The following is a 22152-nucleotide window of genomic DNA, read 5'->3' on the forward strand; positions in this document are numbered from 1 at the left end:
GCCCACGAGCAGCGGGCAGGGGCCGCTACTTCTCCATAGCGAAGGACACGAACCGTCCCCACCCCTCGCGGCCGACCGCGAGGGCAGGACGGCTCACGTCCTTGGAGTCCCGGACGTGCACCGCGTGGCCGGCGACGGCGACCTCGACGCAGTCGTCGCCCTGGCTGCCGCTGTAGCTGGACTTGAACCAGGCGAGTTCCTTCGTGGCGGTCATAGCTCTCCTCGCAGTCGCTCCAGCAGGCCCCGGGATTCCTTGGGGTTGAGGGCCTGCGAGCGCAGTGTGTCATAGCGCTGGTGGAGCAGTCGTACCTCTTTCGGGTCGGTGATGAGGCGTCCGTTCTGCTGCCCCTCGGAGTAGCCGAACCGCCGTCCGTCCGGGGTTTCGAGGAGTCGTACCGGCCCGTCCAGACAGGCGTGCAGCCCCGCGTCCAGCGGTACGACCTGCAGCGTGACGTTGCGAGGGGAGCAGGCCTCCAGGACGTGGTCCAGGAGCTCCCGCATCTCCTCCGTACTGCCGAACCGGCGCCGGAAGACGTGCTCCTCCACGATGAAGCCGAAGGGAACGGTCGGCCGCTCCGTGAGCATCCTCTGCCGCTTCTGACGGGCGAGGAGCTGGGTCTCCAGCTTCCGGTCCGTCAGCAGCGGGACCACGCCCTCGAACACGGCCCGGGCGTACGCCTCCGACTGCAGGAGCCCCGGCACCAGCCGGCACTCGTACGTGTTCAGGCTCACCGCGGTCCTCTCCAGCCGGGCCCAGCGCCGGAACCACACCGCGAGACCGGCCTCGGCCCGGGTGAGGAACGGAGCGGCCCGCCGCAGCGCGCCGGTGTTCCCCAGGGCGGAGTCCCCGCGGTCGACGAAGACCTCGTCGGGCATCCGCCGCCCCAACTCCACGGACTCCACCGTGTGTTTGGAGAACCGGACCAGCTCGGCGAACTCGGCCCGGCTGAGTCCGGCGTGTTCGCGCAGGGCCTGGACGACGGCGCCGAACGTCCGCAGACTGTCCGACGGATCGGGCTCCCGCTCCCCGTCGTCGCTCTGCTCCCCGTCCTCGCCCTCGATCTCGACGATGCTCATCAGCCGCCACCTCCACGTGCACCCGCGGCAGCTCCCGCGGTCGGCCTACTCAGCGTGACGGCCGACGGCTCGTACTGTCCACCCTGGGTGCCCGTACGCTGACGACGCGTACGGGCCGAGGCGCTCGCGGGTCGTGCCACGCGCCCGCCACTGTGTCCCCATGGACCGACAGACGCCTCAACTGCTCCCACCCGTACGCATGTTCAGTCAGCAGATCTCGTCGACCCGCCGCGGCGCCCGGCTGGCCCGCCTCCTCACGCTCACCGAGCTGCACTTCTGGGGCGCCCCGCCGGACATCACGGAGCGTGCCGAGCAGGTCGTCGCGGAGCTCGCGGCGAACGCCGTGCTCCACGGCGGTCTCCCGGGGCGGGACTTCCGCCTGGCGCTGACCCTGGACGAGCGGGCCGGCACGCTCCGCGTCGACGTCACCGACGCGCGCGGCGACCGGCAGCCGGCCGTGACGGGCCCGGACGGTACCGACGGCGGCCGGGGCCTCCCCCTGGTCGCCGCCCTCACCGACGGCTGGGGAGTCACCCCTTACCCGCCCAGCGGGAAGACGGTCTGGGCGCTCCTCACCGCGGAGCCGCCTTCTCCAGCTCGTCGACGCTGCCGGACATGAGGGTGCGCACGTGCCGGGTGAGGTGGTCCGCGGGCCAGTCCCACCAGGCGAGGGCGAGCAGCCGGGCGACGTCCTCGTCGCTGTAGCGGGTGCGGATGAGGCGGGCCGGGTTGCCGCCGACGATGCCGTAGTCGGGGACGTCCTGGGTGACCACCGCGCCGGCGGCGATGATCGCGCCGTGCCCGATGCGCACGCCCGGCATGACGGTCGTGCCGTGGCCGAACCAGACGTCGTTGCCGACGACGGTGTCCCCGCGGTCGGGCAGGCCGGTGAGCAGGTCGAAGTGGTCGGCCCAGGAGCCGCCCATGGTGGGGAAGGGGAAGGTCGACGGGCCGTCCATGCGGTGGTTGGCGCCGTTCATGAGGAACCGCACGCCCGTGCCGAGGGCGCAGAACCTGCCGATGACGAGCCGTTCCGGCCCGTAGTGGTAGAGCACGTTGCGCGTCTCGAACGCGGTCGCGTCGTCCGGGTCGTCGTAGTACGAGTACTCCCCGACCTCGATCAGCGGAGAGGTGACCAGCGGCTTGAGCAGGACCACGCGCGGCTGATCGGGCATCGGGTGGAGAACGGTGGGATCGGCGGGAACGGGCATGGTGACTCCCTCGTACGAATCGGCACGGCACGGCACGGTATCTGTCGTGCCGTCACTGGAAGCATGCCCCCCGTCCGTCGTGGCGGCCGCGATCACACCGCGGCCGTCCTGCGCCCTACTCGCCGCTCCCGCGCCCGGGGCCCGTCACTCCGCGCGTCCCTCGAAGGCGGCGAGGATGTGCTCCGCCGCGAGGGTCGCGGTGAGCTCCCCGTCGCGGACCCGGCGTTCGACGTCCGGCGTGAGGGCGCGGACGGCGGGCGCCGCGTGGAGCCGGGTGAGGAGCTCGTCGCGGACCATCGTCCACGTCCAGTCGACCTGCTGGTCGCGCCGCCTGGCGTCGAGGCGGCCGGTGGCGTGGAGCAGCGAGCGGTGGTTCTCCAGGCGTTCCCACACCTCGTCGAGGCCGCTCGCCTCCCGGGCGCTGCAACTGAGCACCGGCGGCGTCCACGCGGCCTCGCGGCCGTGCATCAGCCGCAGCGCGCCGGCGAGTTCGCGGGCGGCGGCACGGGCGTCGGCCGTGTGCGGGCCGTCCGCCTTGTTCACCGCCACGACGTCCGCCAGCTCCAGGACGCCCTTCTTGATGCCCTGCAGCTGGTCGCCGGTACGGGCCAGGGTGAGCAGCAGGAAGGAGTCGACCATGTTGGCCACGGCCGTCTCCGACTGGCCGACGCCGACCGTCTCCACCAGGACGACGTCGTATCCGGCGGCCTCCATCACCACCATCGACTCGCGGGTCGCCCTGGCGACCCCGCCGAGCGTCCCGGCGCTGGGCGACGGCCGCACGAACGCCGCCGGATCGACGGCGAGCCGCTCCATCCTCGTCTTGTCGCCGAGGATGGAGCCCCCGGTGCGGGTCGAGGAGGGGTCGACGGCGAGCACCGCCACCCGGTGCCCGAGGGCGGTCAGCATCGTGCCGAAGGCGTCGATGAAGGTGGACTTCCCGACGCCGGGCACGCCGCTGATGCCGATCCGCCGGGCCCGGCCGCTGTGCGGCAGCAGCCGGGTCAGCAGCTCCTGGGCGAGCGCGCGGTGGTCGGGGCGGGTGGACTCCACGAGGGTGATGGCGCGCGCCACGAGGGCGCGCTTCCCGTCCCGTACACCCTTCTCGTACGTGTCGAGGTCGATGGCCATGGGCTAGAGGTCGTGTCCCAGATCGGCCGCGAGCCGCCGGACCAGGTCCGCGGCGGCGTCCGGGATGACCGTGCCGGGCGGGAAGACCGCGGCGGCGCCCATCTCCAGGAGGGTGGGCACGTCCTGCGGCGGGATGACCCCGCCGACCACGATCATGATGTCCTCCCGGCCCTCCGCGGCCAGCTCCTCCCGCAGCGCCGGGACGAGCGTGAGGTGACCGGCCGCGAGGGACGAGACGCCCACGATGTGGACGTCCGCCTCGACGGCCTGCCGGGCCACCTCGGCCGGGGTCTGGAACAGCGGGCCCACGTCGACGTCGAAGCCCAGGTCGGCGAAGGCGGTCGCGATCACCTTCTGGCCGCGGTCGTGGCCGTCCTGCCCCATCTTGGCGACCAGGATGCGCGGACGGCGGCCCTCGGCCTCCTCGAACGAGCCGACGAGGGCACGGGTGGACTCCACGTTCGGGGACTCACCTGCTTCGTTGCGGTACACGCCGGAGATCGTACGGATCTGACCGGAGTGCCGGCCGTACACCTTCTCCAGGGCGTCCGAGATCTCGCCGACCGTGGCCTTCGCGCGGGCCGCGCGCACGGCCAGCTCCAGGAGGTTGCCCTCGCCGCCCGCGGCCCGGGTGAGGTCGTCGAGCGCGTCCCGGCAGGCGCGTTCGTCGCGCTCGGCGCGCAGGCGCCGCAGCTTCTCGATCTGCTGCGCGCGCACGGACGAGTTGTCGACCTTCAGGACCTCGATCTGCTCGTCGCCGTCGACGCGGTACTTGTTCACGCCGATGACCGGCTGGCGGCCGGAGTCGATGCGTGCCTGGGTGCGGGCCGCGGCCTCCTCCACGCGGAGCTTCGGGATGCCCGCGTCGATGGCCTGCGCCATGCCGCCGGCCGCCTCGACCTCCTGGATGTGCTGCCAGGCCCGGCGCGCCAGGTCGTACGTCAGCCGCTCCACGTAGGCGCTGCCGCCCCACGGGTCGATGGTCCGGGTGGTGCCCGACTCCTGCTGGATGAGCAGCTGGGTGTTGCGGGCGATACGGGCCGAGAAGTCGGTGGGCAGGGCGAGCGCCTCGTCGAGCGCGTTGGTGTGCAGCGACTGGGTGTGCCCCTGCGTCGCGGCCATCGCCTCCACGCAGGTGCGCGTCACGTTGTTGAAGACGTCCTGGGCGGTCAGCGACCATCCGGAGGTCTGCGAATGGGTGCGCAGCGACAGCGACTTGGCGTTCTTCGGGTCGAACTCCTTGACCAGCTTGGCCCACAGGAGGCGTGCCGCGCGCAGCTTGGCGATCTCCATGAAGAAGTTCATGCCGATCGCCCAGAAGAAGGAGAGGCGCGGCGCGAACGCGTCGACGTCCAGGCCCGCTTCGCGGCCCGCGCGGATGTACTCGACGCCGTCCGCGAGCGTGTAGGCCAGCTCCAGGTCGGCCGTCGCGCCCGCCTCCTGGATGTGGTAGCCGGAGATGGAGATCGAGTTGTAGCGGGGCATGTGCCGCGACGTGAAGGCGAAGATGTCGGAGATGATCCGCATCGACGGCTTCGGCGGGTAGATGTAGGTGTTGCGGACCATGAACTCCTTGAGGATGTCGTTCTGGATGGTCCCGGCGAGCTTGTCGGCGGACACGCCCTGCTCCTCCGCCGCCACGATGTACAGGGCGAGGACGGGCAGTACCGCGCCGTTCATCGTCATCGACACCGACATCCGGTCCAGCGGGATCCCGTCGAACAGCTGCCGCATGTCGTAGATCGAGTCGATCGCCACGCCCGCCATGCCGACGTCACCGGTGACCCGCGGGTGGTCGCTGTCGTACCCGCGGTGCGTCGGCAGGTCGAAGGCGACCGACAGGCCCTTCTGGCCGGCCGCGAGGTTGCGCCGGTAGAAGGCGTTGGACTCCTCGGCGGTCGAGAAGCCCGCGTACTGGCGGATGGTCCAGGGCTGGTTGACGTACATGGTCGGGTAGGGGCCGCGCAGGAACGGCGCGACGCCCGGGTACGTCTCCAGGAAGTCGACGTCCTCCAGGTCACTGCCGGTGTACAGCGGCTTGACCGTGATGCCCTCGGGCGTCTCCCAGAGCAGTTCGTCCCCGCCGGAGGCCCGTTTGACGGCGGCGCGCCACTCCTCGGGCCCGCCGGCGGGGGAGGGGGATCCGAGATCGATCCCGGTGAAGTCGGGGATTCCCATCAGGACACTCCCATGCGGTCGAGGGTGGCGGAGAGGACGGCGACCGCGTCGCACCCCGCGAAGACGTACGAGTCGACGCCCGGATACGAGGCCGGGCGTCCGGCGAGCACCACGTGCCCGGCGCCGGCGGCGCGGAACGCGGCGGCCTCCTCGGCGGCGCGCTCCTCGTACACGGCGTCGCTGGAGCACAGGCACACCTCGCCGGCCCCGCTGTCCCCGAAGGAGCCTTCGGTGACGGGCTCGATGCCGCCTGCCTGGAAGAGGTTCACGGCGAAGGTCAGCCGGGCGGTGTGCGCGGCGGCCGGACCGAGCGCGGCGAGGAAGACCCGCGGCCGGGCACCGGTGGCGGCCAGGTGGGCGTCGGAGCGGGCGCGCAGCGCCTCGAACGCCTCGTCGCGGCGGACCCGCGGCAGCCCGCCCGAGGGCCGGGCGGGCGCGGGCTCGCGGACCACGGGCTTCTCCGCGAGGTGCGGGAACTCGCTGACGCCGGTAACCGGTTCGCGGCGCTTGGCGAGCGACCGGGACCGCTCGGCCCAGGTCGCGGAGAGCAGCCCCTCGATCCGGCCGGAGCGCAGCCCGGCGGCCAGGCCGCCGGACCGCTCGATCTCCTGGAAGAACTCCCACGCGGCACGCGCGAGTTCGTCGGTGAGCGATTCCACGTACCAGGAGCCGCCGGCCGGGTCGATGACCCGTGCCAGGTGCGATTCCTCGATGAGGACGGTGGAGGTGTTCCGGGCGATCCGGCGCGCGAAGGCGTCCGGCAGGCCGAGCGCGTGGTCGAAGGGGTGCACGGTCACCGACTCGGCGCCGCCGACACCGGCCGCGAGGGTGGCGACCGTCGCCCGCAGCATGTTCACCCACGGGTCCCGCGCCGTCGTCATCACCGACGAGGTGACCGCGTGCTGGCGCTGTGCCCCGGCGGAAGGGGCTCCGCACGCCTCCGCGACCCGCGCCCACAGGCGCCGCGCCGCGCGCAGCTTGGCGATGGTGAGGAACTGGTCGGCCGTCGCCGCGTAACGGAACTCCAGCTGGCCCAGGGCCTGCTCGATGCTCAGACCGCCGCCGGTGAGCGCCCGGAGATAGGCGACACCGGTGGCCAGCGAGGCTCCCAGTTCCTGGGCCGCCGAGCCGCCCGCCTCGTGGTAGGGGAGGGCGTCCACGGTCAGGGCCCGCAGCCCCGGGTACGACTCGGCGCACAGCCGCGCGAGCGCGGCCGTGGCGGCGAACCCGTCGCCGTCGTAGGCGGAGCCGGTGCGGGCCTCGGTGCCGAGCGGGTCGGCGCCGAGGTTGCCGAGGGCCGCCTCGGGGGCCACTCCGCGCCGTTCGTACAAGGCGAGCAGCTCCCGTGCCGCGGCCGAGGTCTCGGCCCCGGCGTCCAGGACGAGGGGAGCCAGATCGAGGTACACGTCGCGCAGCACGCGGTCCAGGCCGTCCACCGGGATGCCGTCCGGCCCCACGGCCAGCCACAGCGACGTGACGCCGTTCTCCAGGTCGGTCAGCACCGCCTCGGGATCGGCGGTGGCGTGCCGCTGCCGCACGTCCCAGCCGCCCACGGCGTTGCCCGCGGCGCGTCCGGACCGGACGAACGGCGGGAAGCCGGGCAGGCCGGGGTCGGGTGCGGCGTCGGCGGCCGTGTACAGCGGGCGGGTCAGCAGGCCGTCCTCCAGCGCGGTGGAGAGCGCCTCTTCGGCCTCGGCGGCGGGCACGTCCTTGCCCGACCGGCTCAGCACGCCGGTCACGAGGCGTTGCCACTGCGCACGGGTCGCTGCGGGGAACTCAGCGGCCAGCGAAAGGCCGTCGTCAGGCAGCACAGTCATGCGAGGAGCCTAGGGGGGCGAGGAGAGGAGTGGCATGGTGATCATCTGTGACCTTGGCCTCTTCGGGGCGCCCTCGGCCGGGCGGACCGACCGTGCCGGGCCCGCGCTCGCGTCGACACCGGGTGAGCGGCGCACGTCAGCACCCCACCACCGGCATACCGGCCAGTGACGGGTGCCGGGGCCCCAGGAAGGCGATGTGCCCGGGCCCCGCCCCGAAGCGGGGGAAGACGGTCTGCCGCCACCCCAGGTACCGGAAGAAGCCCAGCGCCGCGGCGTCCGTACGGTCGGGCGCCGCCCAGACCCGGTCGTCCGTCGCCGGCGCGGTCAGCTTCTCCAGGATCCGGGTCGCGACACCGTGCCCCCGCGTCACCGGTGCGACGAAGAGGTCCGTGATGCGTACGGCTCCGGCGAACCACTCCTGGGCGCGCCGGTCCTCACCGTCCAACTCCTCTCCCCTGTACGGATCCGGGGTCCGGGTCGCGATGCCGAAGCCGCACAGGAGGCTGTCCGCCCGCGCCGTCACCGCCAGGAACCCGGGCGTACGCGCCTGCTCGGCCATCCGCTCGCGAAGCTCCTCCGCCGCCCGCGGGTCGCCCTGCGGGGGGACGTACGGCCTGGCGGCGAGCCGCCGCAGATGGAGGAACTCGTCGACGAGCGGCAGCGCGGCGCTCCCCGGGTAGACCACGGTGGTGATGTTCATGAACGGCCCTTCTGTCGTGGATGCGCCCTCCGGCCGGGTCACCGGCCTCACGCCCTCAGCTCAGGACCTCGCGGAGGGCCGCCACCGCGTGGGCGCGGTGGTCGTCGAGCCAGCGCAGGGCGTTGGCACGGTCGTCGTGGAGGATGCTGTCGAGGACGGCCCGGTGCTCGTGGACGGCCTGGGCGCGGTGGGTGGCGTCGGTGTAGTAGAGGGAGCGGTAGGCGTCCGTGGAGTCCCACAGGGTGGTGATCATGCGGACCAGGCGGGGCATCCCGCAGGCCTCGACGAGGGCGAAGTGGAAGCGGCGGTTGGCCTCCGCCATCGCCGTCACGTCCCCCGCCTCCGCCGCGCGTTCGACCTCGCGCTGGATGCCGGCGAGGGCCTCGTGGAAGCCGTCCGGGCGGAGGGCCAGGGCACGGCTGACCGCCTCCGTCTCCAGGAGGGCGCGGATCCGGTAGACCTCCTCCAGGTCCGCGAGGGACAGCTGGGCGACGAAGTAGCCGCGGTGGACGTGGTGGACGACCAGGCCCTCGGCCTCCAGGGCCTTGAGCGCCTCCCGCAGCGGGACACGGCTGACCTGCAGTCGGGCGGCGAGGGCATCCTGCCGTATCGGAGCGCCGGGGCGGAGCTCACCGCTGGTGATGGAGCCCCGCAGCTCCTCCAGGACGAACTGCTGGGCCGTCTGGGGCCGTCGCCTCTCCACCGCTCCGCTCATCGATCCGACCTTTCCCTGCCGTTGCTCGTGTGATCGTCGTCATCTTCCTACGGATCACGGACCCGCGTTCGAGTTGTCCACAGGCCAGATTCCGGCCAGGACGTCGCCGGTGTGCTCGCCGAGCCGCGGGGGAGCGGAGCGGTACGAGGGCGGGGTGGCGCCGAACCGGACCGGGTGCGCCACCTGCCCGGGGCCGGCGGCCCCCGCGGGGACGCGGGCGCCGAGTCCCAGCCGGTCGGCGAGGGCGAAGGCCCCGGCCAGATCGTTGATGGGGCCGCAGGGCACGCCGGCGGCGGTCAGCTCCTCGAACCACGCGTCCGCCGTGCGCGAGGCGAGCGCCGCGGAGAGCTCCGCCGTCAGTTCCTCGCGGTGGGCGACGCGCGCCGTGTTCGTCGCGAAGCGGTCGTCCACGGCCAGTTCCCGACGCCCGAGCCGTTCGCAGAGGGCCCGGAACTGACGGTCGTTGCCCACCGCCAGGACCAGCGGACGGTCCTGCGCCTCGAAGACCTCGTACGGGGTGATGCTCGGGTGCCGGTTGCCCATCGCGCGCGGCACGACACCGGCGCCGAGGTGCGCGGCGGCCTGGTTGGTGAGGGCGGAGAGCAGCGAACCGAGCAGCGACACCTCGACGCGCTGCCCCTCGCCGGTCCGCTCCCGGTGCCGGAGCGCCGCGAGGACCCCGAATCCGGCGTGCAGCCCGGTGATGACGTCGACGAGGGCGACCCCCGCCTTCGTCCCCTGTCCGCCCGGCTCGCCGGTGACGCTCATCAGGCCGCCCATGGCCTGCACGAGCAGGTCGTAGCCCGGCAGCGCGGCGCCGCCGTCGGCCCCGAACCCGGTCACCGAGCAGTACACGAGGCCCGGATTGGTCCGCCGTACCTCCTCGAAGCCCAGACCCAGCTTCTCCATCGTGCCCGGCCGGAAGTTCTCCACCAGCACGTCGGCCCGGTCCACGATCGCCCGCGCCGCCGCCCGTCCGTCCGGGTCGGCGAGGTCGAGGGCGACGGACCGCTTGTTCCGGTTGACCCCCAGGAAGTAGGTCGCCTGGCCGTCCGCGAACGGCGGACCCCAGGCCCGCGTGTCGTCACCGCTGCCCGGCCGCTCGATCTTGATCACGTCGGCACCCAGGTCCGCCAGGAGCATCGTCATGTACGGCCCCGCGAGCACCCGCCCGAAGTCGGCGACGACGATGCCGGACAGGGCGCCGGGGAGCGCGCCGGACAAGGGGTCGGGGAGGGCGCCGGGCGGGGCGCCGTCCTCGGGCTCGGGCTCGCCTCCGGCGGGATGGTCCGTGTGCATTCCGCGCTCCCTCCGTGGCGACATCGGGTCCAGTCGGTTGGATCCAGTCGGTTGGATCCAGTACCTCGGATCCTGGATCCAGGGGATTGGAGATTGGATCCAATCGGGACCGTAGGGCCGGGAGGTCGGATTTTCAATACTGGATCCAAAATCCAATCTGCCGCTACGCTCGGCTCGCCACGCCGAGCACGACCCTCGTCACAGCCGCCAGGAGGCCGCCCGTGAAGTCCTCGCCGTCCACCGCCACCCACCCCCTCGCCCTCCTCGCCGTCGACGGCCTGCTCAGCGCGGAGGAGCGCGAGATCCGTGCCACCGTCCGCGCCGCGGCCGACCGCGAGCTGCGCCCGCACATCGCCGGCTGGTTCGAGAAGGGCGAGATCCCGGCGCGTGAACTGGCCCGCACGCTCGGCGGGTTGGGCGTGCTCGGCATGCACCTGGACGGTTACGGCTGCGCGGGCACGAACTCCGTCGCGTACGGCCTGGCCTGTATGGAGCTGGAGGCGGTCGACTCCGGGCTGCGTTCGCTCGTCTCCGTGCAGGGCTCGCTGGCGATGTACGCGATCTGGAAGCACGGCTCCGAGGAGCAGAAGCAGCGGTGGCTGCCGAAGATGGCGGCGGGGGAGTACATCGGCTGCTTCGGTCTCACCGAGCCCGACGCCGGCTCCGACCCGGGCGCGATGCGGACCAACGCCAAGCGGGACGGGTCCGACTGGATCCTCAACGGCACCAAGATGTGGATCACCAACGGCTCCGTCGCCGACGTCGCCGTCGTCTGGGCGCGCACCGAGGAAGGCGTGCGCGGCTTCCTCGTCCCCGCCGGCACCCCCGGGTTCAGCGCCCCCGAGATCAAGATGAAGCTGTCGCTGCGGGCCAGCGTCACCGCCGAGCTCGTCCTGGAGGACGTCCGGCTCCCCGCCGACGCGATGCTGCCCGACGCCCGCGGTCTCTCCGGCCCGCTCGGCTGCCTCAACGAGGCCCGTTTCGGCATCGTGTTCGGCGCCCTCGGCGCCGCCCGCGACTGCCTGGAGACCGCGATCTCCTACGCGCAGGACCGGACCGTCTTCGCCCGTTCCCTGGCGTCCTACCAGCTCACCCAGCAGAAGCTCGCGGACATGGCCGTCGAGCTCGGCAAGGGCATGCTGCTCGCGCTCCACCTCGGCCGGCTCAAGGACGCCGGCGAGCTGACCCCCGAGCAGATCAGCGTGGGCAAGCTCAACAACGTGCGCGAGGCCATCGCCATCGCCCGCGAGTGCCGGACCATCCTCGGCGCCAACGGCATCACCCTCGAATACCCGGTGCTGCGCCACGCCAACAACCTGGAGTCCGTCCTCACCTACGAGGGCACCAGCGAGGTCCACTCCCTCGTCATCGGCAAGGCCCTCACCGGCGAGCAGGCCTTCCGCTGAACCTGTGAGGGTCCGGCAGGGGCGGCCCGACCGGGCCGCCCCGGGGGCTCAGCCCGCGGTCACGCGCGCGAGGAACCCGTCCAGGTTCTCCATGGCACGGGCCACCCGCTCCGGCACCGATAGGGTCTCCTCGTGGCGCAGCCCGCGCAGCTTGGGGACGCGCTTGCCGCGCAGGTAGAGGGAGCACGCCAGATCGGCGCAGACGTAGACGCCGACCGTGTTCCCCTCCCGGCCGCGCGCCCCGGCCAGCGGGGCCGCCAGCAGCGTCACGCCCGAAGAGGCGTGCCCGGTCAGACAGATCTGGCACATGCTCGTCTTCACCGCGCTCGTCCGGCCCGCCGCCGGCACCCGCAGGGAAACCCCGAGCGGTCCGTCCTCGCGGCGTACCACCAGGTGCGCCCGGAGCGGTGCGCCCGGGTCCACCCACCCCAGGAAGTCCAGGTGCTCCCAGGGCGTCTCGGCGAAGTCCAGGGGCAGCTTCAGTCGCGCGGCGTCACCCTTCGTCGCGTTCACGAACGACGAACGGATCTCTTTCTCAGTCAACGGTTCCACTCGTTGGACCGTACACGGATGCCCGTCGGGTCAGCATCTGGATATGAGGCTGTGGATCCTGGATATCGGATCCTGGACATCGCATCCCGGTGAGTGGATCCCGGACACTGGATCGTGGATCCGAATATTGGATCCGAATATTGGATCCAACGCTCAGGCCACCCACTCCGGCAGCCCCGGATCCAAGAACCGTCCCGGCGCCCCCTCCATCGCCGCCGCCAGCCGCTCCGCGGCCGCCTCGTACACGTCCTCGGGCAGTGTGTACGGGATCCGAAGCCGATGCTCGTGCGTCCCCGGATCCACCCCGAACCGGGCCCCGCCCTCCACCCGCACCCCGTGCCGCAGCGCCCGTGCCGCCAGCTGCGTCGCCACCGGCCGGCCCAGGTCGATCCAGAGGCACATGCCGCCCGGCGGAACCGTCCACCGCCACTCCGGCAGGTGCCGGGCCAGCGCCGCGCCGAGCGCCTCCCGTCGCACCCGCAGCTCCGCCACGCGCGCCTGCACGATCGGATCCAACCTCCGCATCAGTGACACCGCCACCAACTGGTCGAGGACCGAACCCGACAGGTCGGCCGTCACACGGGTCCGCGCCAGCTCCGTCACCACCCGCGCCGAGGTTCGCACCCAGCCCACCCGCATCCCGCCCCAGCAGCTCTTGCTCAGAGAGCCGAGCGACACGATCTGCTCCCCGCCGCCGCCCCCGGCGGCCGCCGCGAACGGCGCCGGGGCCGGCACGTCGAGCGCCATGTCCGTCAGCGTCTCGTCCACCACCAGCCACGTCCCCGTGGCCCGCGCCGCCCGTGCCACCTCCCGGCACTGCTCGCGCGGCATCAGCCGCCCCGTCGGGTTGTGGAAGTCCGGGATCAGATACGCCAGCCGGGGTGCCGTCTGCCGCAGCGCCGCGTCCAGGAGACCGGTGTCCCAGCCGTTCTCCGTGACGGGCACCGGCGTCACCCGCATCCCCCGGCCCCGCATCGCGTCCAGGGCGTTGGTGTACGAGGGGTTCTCCGCCAGCACGCGGTCGCCCGGCCGCCCGAACTGCGCGAGCACCAGCGACAGCGCCTGCTGCGCCCCCGTCGTCACCAGGATCTGCTCGGGCCGCGTCGGCAGCCCCCGCGCCGTGTACCGCTCCGCGACCGCCGCCCGCAGCTCCGGCAGGCCGTACGGGTGGTAGCCCGGCGCGGCGGCGTACCGCGGCAGCTCCGCCGCCGCCTCCGCCAAGGCCTCCGCCAGCTCGTCCCGCGGCCCGTGCGGCGCGGCCAGCGCCAGGTCGATCAGCTCGCCGGCCCCCTCCAGGAAGGCGCCCAGCGAGATCGGCGCCTGCCCGTCCGGCAGCGCGGTCCACGTCCCCGCGCCCCGCCGGCTGTGCGCGTAACCGCTCTCCCGCAGCAGGTCGTACGCCCCCGTGACCGTCGTCCGGCTCACCTCCAGGACCTGCGCCAGCTCCCGTTCGGCGGGCAGCCGCAGCCGCAGCGCCACCCGCCCGTCCAGCAGGGCCTCCCGCACCGCCCGCGCCAGCTCGCGGTAGCCGAACCGGCCCTCCGGCGGCGGGGTGAGCAGCGAGGCCAGCTGGCGGCCCGACAAGGTCCGGTCCACGGTGTGGACCACACGGCCCTCTGTCATGCCAATCACTCCTCATTGGCTCTGCTGTCCAGGCCAATCAGGCTACAGACTCCCCTCAGTGGCCTGGAAGACCGCGGGCCCCCACCCCGGTACCGAGAGGAGCCCGACGATGACCACGTCCTTCACCGACCGCGACGAGCGCCAGTGGCAGCGGCACGCCGAGGAGCGCCCCACCCGGCCGCTGCCCGTCGGCGCCTGGCTCCGCGGCCTGCGCACCCCGCGCGCCACCCCGTTCCGCTCCCGCGCCCGCCCGCCGGCCGTCCCGCCGAGGCCTCAGACCACCGGCTGAAGCCCGGAGGAGGCCGAGGACGACGCCGGCCCCTCGGTCCCGCCCGTCGTCGAGTCCGTGGTCGAGTCCGTCGTACCGTCCGTGGTGGTGGTGTCGTCGGTGGTCGCGGTGGCCGTGTCGTCCGTCGTACCGCCGTCGGGAGAGGCGTCGGGACTGTCCGACGGCGAGTCCGAGGGGGAGTCCGTCGGCGTCTCGGGCGACGGTGACGTGGTGTCCGTGGACGGGGTTTCCGTCGACGGCGTGGGCGTCGTCTGCGTCGGCGAGAGCGTCGACGGGCACGGCGACTGCGTCCCGTCGCCGGCATCCGTCACGCACGGTGTCGGCGAGGTCGGCGTCACCGACGGCGACGTGGACGACGTCGACGGGGAGGTGGTCGTCGGCGTGGGCCGGGGCGGCGGCGGGGTCGGCTTGTCGTGCCGCCCCGTGTCGCCGTGCTTCCGCGCGAACCAGGAGTCCCGCTCGGCGTCGTACACCACGAACACGTTCACCACCGTCACCGACGGCACCACGACCACGACCTGCGAGGCGTTGTACCCCTGCCACGGGGTGCCCGTCGTCTTCGGGTTCTGCTGGGCCACCGGCGCCTTCAGCGGATTCCCGCAAGCGCAGCGCACCCGGGGCATGCCCTTGTCGTCGACGAGGACCGCGGTCCCCGCCTGGAGGGTCGCCTGGTACGCGGTGGCGGTGCCGTTCTTGTAGCTGTGGTTCGTCACCCGGGTGTCCGCCCGGAGCAGGAGGGGCGTCAGGGAGCGCAGGTAGGCGGGGACCTGGTTCGCCTGGATCCCGAGGGCCGAGGCGAAGGCCGCGTTCTTGTCGGGTTCCGCGGTCAGATAGCGCACCTGCTGCTCGACATTGCAGCTCGCCACGTCCTGCGTACCCCCGTACAGGCCGGCCGTGGAGCCCGAGTACGTCGGCGTGGTGCCCTGCGTCGCACCGGTACGCGGGGGCACCGAGGGCACCTCGGAGGAACTCTCCTTGCCGGTGGTCGGGGCGGTGAACGGGTCCGGGCCGGGGACGGACTTGTTCTGCAGGAAGACCTCCCCGCCGCCGGAGCCGGCCGTGTCGCCCTTGTCGTCCGACCGGTTGGCGAGCACCACGATCAGCGCGGCGACCGCGATGGCGGCGGCGGCCAGAGTGGCGACCTTCGGCACGGACCGCCACCACGGCCCCCCGCCGTGCCAGCCCCCCTGATCGTCGCCGCCCCCACCGGCTCCGTCACCGCCCCCGCCCCCGCCTCCTCCGGAGCCGTCGTCCGGCGGTCTGGGCGGGGTCGGGGGACCGGCGGTGCCGGGACGGGTGGCCGCGCCGGAGAGCGGCCCGGAGGGAGGGCCCGTGGGAGGACCCGTGGGAGGACCGGAGTTCGGTGGGTGGGAAGTCACGTTTTTCCCTTTCTTCCGTTCGGCGACATTCTGAGCGCCGAACGGAACCCCCGCACCCGCACCAGGACCGGAAGTCGCACCCGGACCAGGACCGGCAGTCGCACCCGGACCAGGACCCGCACCAGGACCCGGGGCCCGGATCCGTATCCGCGCCAGGAGTCCTCCCCGTACCCGTCCCGTACCGTCCCGGTACCCGTCGCCGTACCCCCACCCGTGGCTCAGTCGGTTCGCGCGTGTTCCACCGTGCAGGTGGTGGAGTGGGCGGTGCACCAGTGGGTGCGGCCGCCGACGAGACGGAGCTGGAGGTCGGCGTCGGCCATGCCGGCCCGGTCCAGGGCGACGCGGAGCGCGGTGGGCGCGGGCTGGGGCGGCAGGCCGAGGACGTCGATGAGGATGACGCCGTTGCGGGCGTCGACGGAGGCGATCTGCCAGGCGCCCGCCGCGGCCCAGCGCTCGGCGACGGGGGCGGCGTCGGCGGCGAGCGCGCGGTCGCGGGCGACGGCGATCGACCCGGTGGTGAGGGGGACGGCGACGAGGAGGACCACCGCCGCGACCGCGGCGAGGGTCCGGCCGTGGAACGCCCCGACGGTCAGCCCGGCCCCGCGGGCCGCGTCGCGGACCCGGTAGCCGAGGAAGACGAGGGTGCCGGTGGCGACGATCGCGGCGACGTTGGTCGCGAAGAGCAGCGCGGACTCCCCGGCGTCGTGGTAGCGGCCCACCGCGATCAGCAGTCCCGTCACGGCCAGCGGCGGGACCAGGGAGATGGCGATGGCGACGCCCGGCAGGGCGTCGGAGATGTCGGTGCGGACGAGGGCGAACGCGCCGACGGTCCCGGTCGCCAGCGCCGCGAAGAGGTCGATCAGGCGCGGGCTGATCCGGGACGACACCTGGCTGTTGGTGGCGAAGGCGTCCGGGGGCGAGACGATCCAGCCCAGCAGCATGCCGATGCACACCACCGCCACCGCGCCGCCGAGAACCAGCAGCGCGCTGCGGACGACATGCGGGCGGTCCGCGAGGACCAGCGCCAGGGCCGTCCCGAGGATCGGCGTCATCAGCGGCGCCACGATCATCGCCCCGATGACGGTGGCCGTCGAATCGCCGACCACCCCGGCGCCCGCGATGACCGAGGCCAGCACCAGCAGCACCCAGAAGCGGGAGGAGCCGGGGCTGCGCCAGTCGCGTTCGATGAACAGGGAGTCGGCCATCCGCCGGGCGGCCGCCGTGTCGACTTTCCCCAAGGTGACGGCCTTTCACGCGTGCGATTCTGTCCGCTTTTGGAAGTATCGGACGATGTGGGGCGTGGTGCGAGTCGGCGGGTACGGCCTCTGGTCCCGGCCTTCGGGCCCGTGCTACGAAGGGGCATGCGCGCAGCTCAGGAGTGTTCCCGGGACGTGTACGACGCCGTGGTCGTCGGCGGTGGCCACAACGGCCTCGTCGCCGCGGCCTATCTCGCCCGCGCGGGCCGCTCCGTCCTCGTCCTGGAGCGGCTCGGGCGCACGGGCGGGGCGGCGATCTCCACCCGCCCGTTCGCCGGGGTCGACGCCCGGCTGTCCCGCTACTCCTACCTGGTGTCCCTGCTGCCCGGCGCTATCGTGCGCGAGCTCGGGCTGCGCTTCGCCGTACGGAAGCGGACCGTCTCCTCGTACACGCCCGCGGTGCGCGGCGGCCGGCCCACCGGGCTGCTGGTCGGCGGGGACCGTACCCGTGACTCCTTCTCGGCCCTGACGGGTTCGGACCGCGAGTACGAGGCGTGGGAGGCCTTCTACGGCCGCATCCGGCGGGCGGCCGGGCGGATCTTCCCCACGCTGACCGGACCGCTGCCGACCCGGGCCGAACTACGGGCCGCGGTGGACGACGACGCCACCTGGCGGATGCTGTTCGAGGAGCCGATCGGCACCGCGATCGAGGAGCACTTCGCCGACGACCTGGTCCGCGGGGTCGTCCTGACCGACGCCCTGATCGGCACCTTCGCCTCCGCCCACGATCCGTCGCTGGCGCAGAACCGCTGCTTCCTCTACCACGTCGTCGGCGGTGGCACCGGCGACTGGGACGTGCCCGTGGGCGGCATGGGCGCCCTGACGGACGCACTCGCCGACGCGGCCCGCGGCGCGGGCGCGGAGCTCGTCACCGGCCACGAGGTGATCCGGATCGACACGGACGGCCGGACCGCGGAGGTCGCCTTCCGCACCCGGGACGGCGAGGGGACGGTCGCCGCCCGCCAGGTGCTCGTGAACGCCTCGCCGCAGGCTCTCGCCGGCCTCCTCGGCGAGACGCCTCCCGCCCCGGCGGAAGGCGCGCAGCTCAAGGTCAACATGCTGCTGCGCCGCCTGCCGCGGCTCCGCGACCGCACGGTCGACCCGCGGCGCGCGTTCGCCGGGACCTTCCATGTCGCCGAGGGCTACGCCCAGTTGGAGACCGCCTACGCCCAGGCGGCGGCCGGCCGGCTGCCCGTGGCGCCGCCGTCGGAGATCTACTGCCACTCGCTGACCGACCCGTCGATCCTCGGCCCCGAGCTCGCCGGCCGCGGCTACCAGACCCTGACCCTGTTCGGCCTCCACACCCCGGCCCGTCTCTTCCCCGCCGGCGGTGCCCACGACGCGGCCCGCGACGCCCTCCTCAAGGCCACCCTCGCCGAGCTCGACGCCCACCTGGACGAGCCGATCGCCGACTGCCTCGCCTTCGACGAGGACGGGCGGCCCTGCATCGAGGCCAAGACCCCCCGGGACCTGGAGCGCGACCTCCGCCTCCCGGGCGGTCACATCTTCCACCGCGACCTGTCCTTCCCGTACGCGGACGGTCCGACGGGACGCTGGGGAGTCGAGACCGCCCACGCCAACGTGCTGCTGTGCGGAGCGGGCGCGGTGCGCGGCGGCGGGGTGAGCGGCATCCCGGGCCACAACGCCGCGATGGCCGCGCTCGGCCGCTGACGGGCCGTCCGGTGCCGGGAAGGGCGCCGTAAGGAGCCGGCCCCGTCACGTGATCGACCGCAGGAAGGCCCGTGTCCGCTCGTGCTCCGGTGCGTCGAGGAGGCTCTCCGGCGGGCCCGATTCCAGGACGTGCCCGCCGTCGAACATCAGGACGCGGTCCGAGATGTCACGGGCGAAGCCCATCTCGTGCGTGACGCAGAGCATGGTGATGTCGGTGCTGTCGGCGACGCTCCGCAGGACGTCCAGGACCTCTGCCACCAGCTCCGGGTCGAGGGCCGAGGTGACCTCGTCGAGGAGGAGCAGCTCGGGGCGCATCGCGAGGGCGCGGGCGATGGCGACGCGCTGCTGCTGCCCGCCGGAGAGCCGGGTGGGGTGGGCGTCCTCCTTGTCGGCGAGGCCGACGAGGCCGAGGAGGTCCCGGGCGCGGGCGGCGGCCTCGTCGCCGTCGAGGCCCAGGACGTGTCGGGGCGCCTCCATGACGTTCGCCAGGACGCTCATGTGCGGGAAGAGGTTGAACTGCTGGAACACCATGCCGATGCGCCGGCGGCGCGGGGCGAGGTGGCGCTCGTCCGCGGGGACGAGTTTGCCGCCGGGGCCGGACGGCATGTGGGAGAAGGGTTCGCCGTCGACGTGCACGACACCGTCCGTCACCCGCTCCAGCGTCATGAGCAGCCGCAGGATGGTCGTCTTCCCCGAGCCGCTCGGGCCGATCAGCGTCACGCGCTCGCCCGCCGCGACCGCCAGGTCGAGACCGTCGAGGACCGTCTGGTCCCCGAAGCGTTTCGTCACCCGGTCGAACCGGACCTTCTCCGCCGCGGGGGCGTGTTCACTGGGCAAGGCGGGCCTCCAGACGGCGTACGAGCAGGGACGTCGGCCAGCTCGCCAGCAGGAAGACGGCGGCGGCCAGGGTGAAGCTCTCCAGGTAGGCGAAGTGGGTGCTGCCGAAGGTGCTCGCCTCGTGCACCATCTCGTTCACCGTGATGACCGACAGGAACGGCGTCTCCTTGAACATGGAGACCGCGTAGTTGCCGAGCGCCGGGAGCACCTTCCGTACGGCCTGCGGCAGCACCACCGCCCGCCACACCCGCCGGCGCGGCAGCGACAGCGCCGTACAGGCCTCCCACTGCCCCTTGGGTACGGCGTCGATGCCGGCGCGGTACACCTCGGACAGGTACGTGGCGTAGTGCAGGCCCAGGACCAGGACGCCCAGCGCCAGCGGGTCCAGGCCCGGCACCAGCACCCAGGCCGCGAAGAGCTGCACCATCACCGGCGTCGAGCGCACGAACGCGGCGGGCGCGCCCACGGCGAGGGCGAGCCACCGGCCGCCCGAGCGCTGGAGCAGCGCGATGGCGAGCCCGGCGACGACCGCGACGGCGAAGCCGAGCACCGTCGCCAGCAGGGTGACCCCGAAACCGGACAGCACGACCGGCAGCGCGGCACGCGCCGCCTCCATGTCCCACATGCCTCCCGCGCCGCCCATCACGCACCACCGCCGACGCGACTCGCGCCGCGCACGGCACGCGGGCCACCCGTGGCGTGCGGGTGGCCCACGACGCCCAGCCGCGCCTTCGCCCGCCGTTCCAGGGCGTCCATCCCGGCCCCCAGGAGCGCGGCGAGCGCGAAGTACAGCAGGAGCAGCAGCAGATACGCCGCGGCCGTGCCGCCCGTCGCCGACCGCAGCTGGTCGATCCGGAAGGTCAGGTCGGCGACCGTCACCAGGGACAGCAGCGGGGTCGCCTTCAGCAACTGGATCAGGAGGTTCTTGAAGGGCGGCACCATCAGCGCGTACGCCTGCGGCAGCACGATCCGCCGCAGCCGCAGTCCCGGCCCCATGCCGAGCGCGATCGCCGCCTCGGTCTGCGCGGCGGGCACGGCCGCGATCGCGCCGCGCACCACCTCCGCCCCGTACGCCCCGTAGTTGAGGCCGAAGGCGAGCACCCCGCAGGCCATCGGTTCGAGCCGGAAGCCGAGCATCGGCAGCGCGAAGAAGAGCCAGAACAGCTGGACGTACAGCGAGGTGCCGCGCAGGAACTCGACGGTGACGCGGGCCGGGCCGCGCACGACGAGGACGCGGGAGCGGGAGGCCAGGCCCAGGGCGAAGGCGACGAGCAGCGCGAGGGCCGCGCCGAGCGCCGTGGCCTCCAGGGTGACCAGGAGCCCCTCGCCGATCGCCGGGAGGGCCCGGCCCAGCTCGGACAGGAAGACGGCCGTGCCGGAGTCCGTCATCCCGCGCACAGCTCCGCGGTGCGCAGGGTGGGCGGCGGCACCTCGTTCTCGGTGAAGCCGTACTTCCCGATCAGCCGTACGTAGCGGGCCGGGTCGCCCGTGATCCGGGCCAGCTCGCGGTCGAACGCCTCCCGCAGCGAGACCGCGCCCTGCCGGAAGACCGCCCCGCCCGGGCTGTACCGCTTCACCCCGTCGACGACCGGCACGAACGGCTCCAGGACCTCCACGGCCTTGCCTTCGTTGGTGCGTGCCAGCCAGCGCAGCGAGATGCCGGTGAGGGCGAAGGCGTCGATCCGTCCGGCGAGCAGGGCGTCGAGGCCGTCCTGCTGCTTGGCGAGCGACACCAGGTCCCCGTCCGCGACGCCCGCCGCCTTCGCGTAGCCGCCCTCCACGGCGGCCGTCAGGACGCCGACGCGGGCCTTCGCCGCCGCGCAGGAGGCGAGGTCGCCCAGTCCCCTCGGGTTGCCCGCGCGGACCATGAGCGCGGTGGGGGAGACGAACTCCGGTTCCGAGAAGGCGACTTTGGCGCAGCGCTCGGGCGTGATGGCCATGCCCGCGCTCACCACGTCGAACCGGCCGGCGAGCAGGCCGGGGATGAGGGCGCCGAACTCGGTGAGCGTGGGCTTGAGTTCGGGCACGCCGAGGGCGGTGAAGACCTCCCGGTGGAGGGTGGGCGCCTCGCCGGCGAGCGCGTCGCCGTCCTGGAAGCCGTACGGCGCCTCGCCGGCGAACCCCACCCGGACGTGGCCCTGCTTCCGCAGTCTCGCCAGCAGGTCCGCGTCCCCGCCCGGCGCGCCCGTACCGGCCTCCGTGCGGGAACAGGCGGTCAGCAGGCCGGGCGTGGCGAGCGCGCCGCCGAGGAGCGCGCCCCCGCGGAGGAGGTGTCTGCGGGTGAGGTGCGGGGTCATGGACGTCCTTTCACGGGGGGAGGGGACGGGAAGGAGGTCAGCCGATCGGTGTGGTGTCCCGGGCGGCGATGAACGAGGGCCGCCGGACCGGCGCGGCGAACGGCAACTCCGGTGCGTTCTCGACGCTGTTGAAGACCAGGAAGACGTTGCTCCGGGGGAAGGGCGTGATGTTGTCGCCGGAGCCGTGCATCGCGTTGCAGTCGAACCACACGGCGGACCCGGCGTCGCCGGTGAAGTGCTCGATCCCGCAGGCCTCGGCGAAGGTCGTGAGCGCCTTGCGCGAGGGGGTGCCGGCGTCCTGCATCCGCAGCGACCGCTTGTAGTTGTCCTTCGGGGTCTCGCCGGCGCAGCCGAGGAAGGTGCGGTGCGAGCCCGGCATGATCATGAGGCTGCCGTTGGTGGTGAAGTTCGGGGTCAGCGCGATCGACACCGACACCGCCCGCATCAGCGGCAGTCCGTCCTCCGCGTGCCAGGTCTCGAAGTCGGAGTGCCAGTAGAAGCCGCTGGCGCCGAAGCCGGGCTTGACGTTGATGCGGGACTGGTGGACGTACACGTCGGAGCCGAGGATCTGACGGGCGCGGTCCACGAGCCGCGGGTCGGCGGCGAGCCGGGCGAACACCTCGCTGATCCGGTGCACTTCGAAGACCGAGCGGATCTCCTGGGAGCGTGGTTCGACGATCGCCCGCTCGTCGTCGCGGATCCGGGGATCGGTGA

At 73.2% G+C, this 22152-nt stretch carries 22 protein-coding genes; 4 read left to right on the forward strand and 18 right to left on the reverse strand.

The features are described 5' to 3' along the window. Window positions 1-25 precede the first annotated feature (25 nt). Together AB0E19_RS34180 and AB0E19_RS34185 are read right to left on the reverse strand one after the other, a co-directional pair. The gene (locus AB0E19_RS34180) at window positions 26-214 is read right to left on the reverse strand and encodes a DUF397 domain-containing protein (RefSeq protein WP_362187509.1); all 189 of its coding nucleotides are present in this window, start codon (window positions 212-214) and stop codon (window positions 26-28) included. Beyond that, the gene (locus tag AB0E19_RS34185; RefSeq protein ID WP_362187512.1) at window positions 211-1077 is read right to left on the reverse strand and encodes a helix-turn-helix transcriptional regulator; all 867 of its coding nucleotides are present in this window, start codon (window positions 1075-1077) and stop codon (window positions 211-213) included. Before AB0E19_RS34185 ends, AB0E19_RS34180 begins: the two co-directional genes overlap by 4 nt. 160 nt (window positions 1078-1237) lie before the next feature. Between AB0E19_RS34185 and AB0E19_RS34190 the strand changes: the two genes are divergently transcribed. Then, entirely contained in the window at window positions 1238-1696 is a 459-nt protein-coding gene (locus tag AB0E19_RS34190) for an ATP-binding protein (RefSeq protein WP_362187515.1), read from the forward strand. On the opposite strand, the gene AB0E19_RS34195 is transcribed toward AB0E19_RS34190, so the two are convergent. The 7 genes from AB0E19_RS34195 to AB0E19_RS34225 all read right to left on the reverse strand — a co-directional run bounded on the left by AB0E19_RS34195 (window position 1650) and on the right by AB0E19_RS34225 (window position 10128). Next, window positions 1650-2288: a CatB-related O-acetyltransferase gene (locus AB0E19_RS34195; protein ID WP_362187518.1), complete on the reverse strand. Its 639-nt coding sequence runs from the start codon at window positions 2286-2288 to the stop codon at window positions 1650-1652. The two genes, AB0E19_RS34190 and AB0E19_RS34195, sit on opposite strands and share 47 nt — an antisense overlap. A 144-nt stretch (window positions 2289-2432) precedes the next feature. Then, window positions 2433-3419, reverse strand: a complete 987-nt coding sequence (meaB, locus tag AB0E19_RS34200) for a methylmalonyl Co-A mutase-associated GTPase MeaB (protein ID WP_362187522.1) — start codon at window positions 3417-3419, stop codon at window positions 2433-2435. A gap of 3 nt (window positions 3420-3422) precedes the next feature. Next, window positions 3423-5597 carry a methylmalonyl-CoA mutase gene (gene scpA / locus AB0E19_RS34205; protein WP_362187525.1) on the reverse strand — a complete coding sequence of 725 codons (2175 nt, stop codon included), beginning with the start codon at window positions 5595-5597 and terminating at the stop codon, window positions 3423-3425. Then, entirely contained in the window at window positions 5597-7414 is a 1818-nt protein-coding gene (locus AB0E19_RS34210; RefSeq protein WP_362187528.1) for a methylmalonyl-CoA mutase subunit beta, read from the reverse strand. Before AB0E19_RS34210 ends, scpA begins: the two co-directional genes overlap by 1 nt. Before the next feature lie 136 nt (window positions 7415-7550). Further along, window positions 7551-8114 (reverse strand): GNAT family N-acetyltransferase, encoded by a 564-nt coding sequence (locus AB0E19_RS34215; RefSeq protein ID WP_362187531.1) that lies wholly within the window; start codon window positions 8112-8114, stop codon window positions 7551-7553. A 55-nt stretch (window positions 8115-8169) separates the two neighbouring features. Beyond that, window positions 8170-8829, reverse strand: a complete 660-nt coding sequence (locus AB0E19_RS34220) for a GntR family transcriptional regulator (protein ID WP_362187534.1) — start codon at window positions 8827-8829, stop codon at window positions 8170-8172. Window positions 8830-8883: 54 nt separating this feature from the next. Then, window positions 8884-10128: a CoA transferase gene (locus AB0E19_RS34225; RefSeq protein ID WP_362187537.1), complete on the reverse strand. Its 1245-nt coding sequence runs from the start codon at window positions 10126-10128 to the stop codon at window positions 8884-8886. A 221-nt stretch (window positions 10129-10349) separates the two neighbouring features. Here AB0E19_RS34225 and AB0E19_RS34230 point away from each other — a divergent pair, with 221 nt between their 5' ends. Then, window positions 10350-11534, forward strand: coding sequence for an acyl-CoA dehydrogenase family protein (locus AB0E19_RS34230; protein ID WP_362187540.1), 1185 nt, complete (start codon window positions 10350-10352; stop codon window positions 11532-11534). Between the two features lie 48 nt (window positions 11535-11582). On the opposite strand, the gene AB0E19_RS34235 is transcribed toward AB0E19_RS34230, so the two are convergent. Then, entirely contained in the window at window positions 11583-12086 is a 504-nt protein-coding gene (locus AB0E19_RS34235; protein WP_362187543.1) for an FBP domain-containing protein, read from the reverse strand. Window positions 12087-12239: 153 nt separating this feature from the next. Further along, the gene (locus AB0E19_RS34240) at window positions 12240-13709 is read right to left on the reverse strand and encodes a PLP-dependent aminotransferase family protein (protein WP_362187546.1); all 1470 of its coding nucleotides are present in this window, start codon (window positions 13707-13709) and stop codon (window positions 12240-12242) included. Between the two features lie 109 nt (window positions 13710-13818). Between AB0E19_RS34240 and AB0E19_RS34245 the strand changes: the two genes are divergently transcribed. Further along, window positions 13819-13998: a hypothetical protein gene (locus tag AB0E19_RS34245; RefSeq protein ID WP_362187549.1), complete on the forward strand. Its 180-nt coding sequence runs from the start codon at window positions 13819-13821 to the stop codon at window positions 13996-13998. Here AB0E19_RS34245 and AB0E19_RS34250 read toward each other — a convergent pair. Then, complete coding sequence (locus AB0E19_RS34250; protein WP_362187552.1) at window positions 13983-15149, reverse strand: DUF6777 domain-containing protein; 1167 nt, start codon at window positions 15147-15149, stop codon at window positions 13983-13985. The two genes, AB0E19_RS34245 and AB0E19_RS34250, sit on opposite strands and share 16 nt — an antisense overlap. 446 nt (window positions 15150-15595) lie before the next feature. Beyond that, window positions 15596-16615, reverse strand: coding sequence for a DUF389 domain-containing protein (locus AB0E19_RS34255; RefSeq protein WP_362187555.1), 1020 nt, complete (start codon window positions 16613-16615; stop codon window positions 15596-15598). A gap of 123 nt (window positions 16616-16738) precedes the next feature. Between AB0E19_RS34255 and AB0E19_RS34260 the strand changes: the two genes are divergently transcribed. Further along, window positions 16739-18304 (forward strand): NAD(P)/FAD-dependent oxidoreductase, encoded by a 1566-nt coding sequence (locus tag AB0E19_RS34260; RefSeq protein ID WP_362187558.1) that lies wholly within the window; start codon window positions 16739-16741, stop codon window positions 18302-18304. 45 nt (window positions 18305-18349) lie between these two features. Here AB0E19_RS34260 and ehuA read toward each other — a convergent pair whose 3' ends face one another. The 5 genes from ehuA to thpD all read right to left on the reverse strand — a co-directional run. Further along, window positions 18350-19141 carry an ectoine/hydroxyectoine ABC transporter ATP-binding protein EhuA gene (ehuA, locus tag AB0E19_RS34265; protein WP_362187561.1) on the reverse strand — a complete coding sequence of 264 codons (792 nt, stop codon included), beginning with the start codon at window positions 19139-19141 and terminating at the stop codon, window positions 18350-18352. After that, window positions 19131-19784, reverse strand: a complete 654-nt coding sequence (gene ehuD / locus AB0E19_RS34270) for an ectoine/hydroxyectoine ABC transporter permease subunit EhuD (RefSeq protein ID WP_362187564.1) — start codon at window positions 19782-19784, stop codon at window positions 19131-19133. Before ehuD ends, ehuA begins: the two co-directional genes overlap by 11 nt. Next, complete coding sequence (gene ehuC, locus AB0E19_RS34275; protein ID WP_362187567.1) at window positions 19784-20530, reverse strand: ectoine/hydroxyectoine ABC transporter permease subunit EhuC; 747 nt, start codon at window positions 20528-20530, stop codon at window positions 19784-19786. The genes ehuD and ehuC overlap by 1 nt, the downstream gene beginning before the upstream one ends. Then, window positions 20527-21438 (reverse strand): ectoine/hydroxyectoine ABC transporter substrate-binding protein EhuB, encoded by a 912-nt coding sequence (gene ehuB, locus AB0E19_RS34280; RefSeq protein WP_362187570.1) that lies wholly within the window; start codon window positions 21436-21438, stop codon window positions 20527-20529. The genes ehuC and ehuB overlap by 4 nt, the downstream gene beginning before the upstream one ends. Before the next feature lie 37 nt (window positions 21439-21475). Further along, window positions 21476-22152, reverse strand: a 677-nt coding sequence (gene thpD / locus AB0E19_RS34285; protein ID WP_362187573.1) for an ectoine hydroxylase, incomplete at its 5' end; no start/stop codon positions are given.

The sequence above is a fragment of the Streptomyces sp. NPDC047974 genome, from assembly GCF_040653375.1.
Classification (GTDB): Bacteria; Actinomycetota; Actinomycetes; order Streptomycetales; family Streptomycetaceae; genus Streptomyces.

Bases quoted from the DNA above. Each gene is read 5' to 3' on its own strand.
- AB0E19_RS34180 (WP_362187509.1), bottom strand. From the start codon at position 214: ATGACCGCCACGAAGGAACTCGCCTGGTTCAAGTCCAGCTACAGCGGC.
- AB0E19_RS34185 (WP_362187512.1), bottom strand. From the start codon at position 1,077: ATGAGCATCGTCGAGATCGAGGGCGAGGACGGGGAGCAGAGCGACGAC.
- AB0E19_RS34190 (WP_362187515.1), top strand. From the start codon at position 1,238: ATGGACCGACAGACGCCTCAACTGCTCCCACCCGTACGCATGTTCAGT.
- AB0E19_RS34195 (WP_362187518.1), bottom strand. From the start codon at position 2,288: ATGCCCGTTCCCGCCGATCCCACCGTTCTCCACCCGATGCCCGATCAG.
- meaB (WP_362187522.1), bottom strand. From the start codon at position 3,419: ATGGCCATCGACCTCGACACGTACGAGAAGGGTGTACGGGACGGGAAG.
- scpA (WP_362187525.1), bottom strand. From the start codon at position 5,597: ATGGGAATCCCCGACTTCACCGGGATCGATCTCGGATCCCCCTCCCCC.
- AB0E19_RS34210 (WP_362187528.1), bottom strand. From the start codon at position 7,414: ATGACTGTGCTGCCTGACGACGGCCTTTCGCTGGCCGCTGAGTTCCCC.
- AB0E19_RS34215 (WP_362187531.1), bottom strand. From the start codon at position 8,114: ATGAACATCACCACCGTGGTCTACCCGGGGAGCGCCGCGCTGCCGCTC.
- AB0E19_RS34220 (WP_362187534.1), bottom strand. From the start codon at position 8,829: ATGAGCGGAGCGGTGGAGAGGCGACGGCCCCAGACGGCCCAGCAGTTC.
- AB0E19_RS34225 (WP_362187537.1), bottom strand. From the start codon at position 10,128: ATGCACACGGACCATCCCGCCGGAGGCGAGCCCGAGCCCGAGGACGGC.
- AB0E19_RS34240 (WP_362187546.1), bottom strand. From the start codon at position 13,709: ATGACAGAGGGCCGTGTGGTCCACACCGTGGACCGGACCTTGTCGGGC.
- AB0E19_RS34245 (WP_362187549.1), top strand. From the start codon at position 13,819: ATGACCACGTCCTTCACCGACCGCGACGAGCGCCAGTGGCAGCGGCAC.
- AB0E19_RS34260 (WP_362187558.1), top strand. From the start codon at position 16,739: ATGCGCGCAGCTCAGGAGTGTTCCCGGGACGTGTACGACGCCGTGGTC.
- ehuD (WP_362187564.1), bottom strand. From the start codon at position 19,784: ATGGGCGGCGCGGGAGGCATGTGGGACATGGAGGCGGCGCGTGCCGCG.
- ehuC (WP_362187567.1), bottom strand. From the start codon at position 20,530: ATGACGGACTCCGGCACGGCCGTCTTCCTGTCCGAGCTGGGCCGGGCC.
- ehuB (WP_362187570.1), bottom strand. From the start codon at position 21,438: ATGACCCCGCACCTCACCCGCAGACACCTCCTCCGCGGGGGCGCGCTC.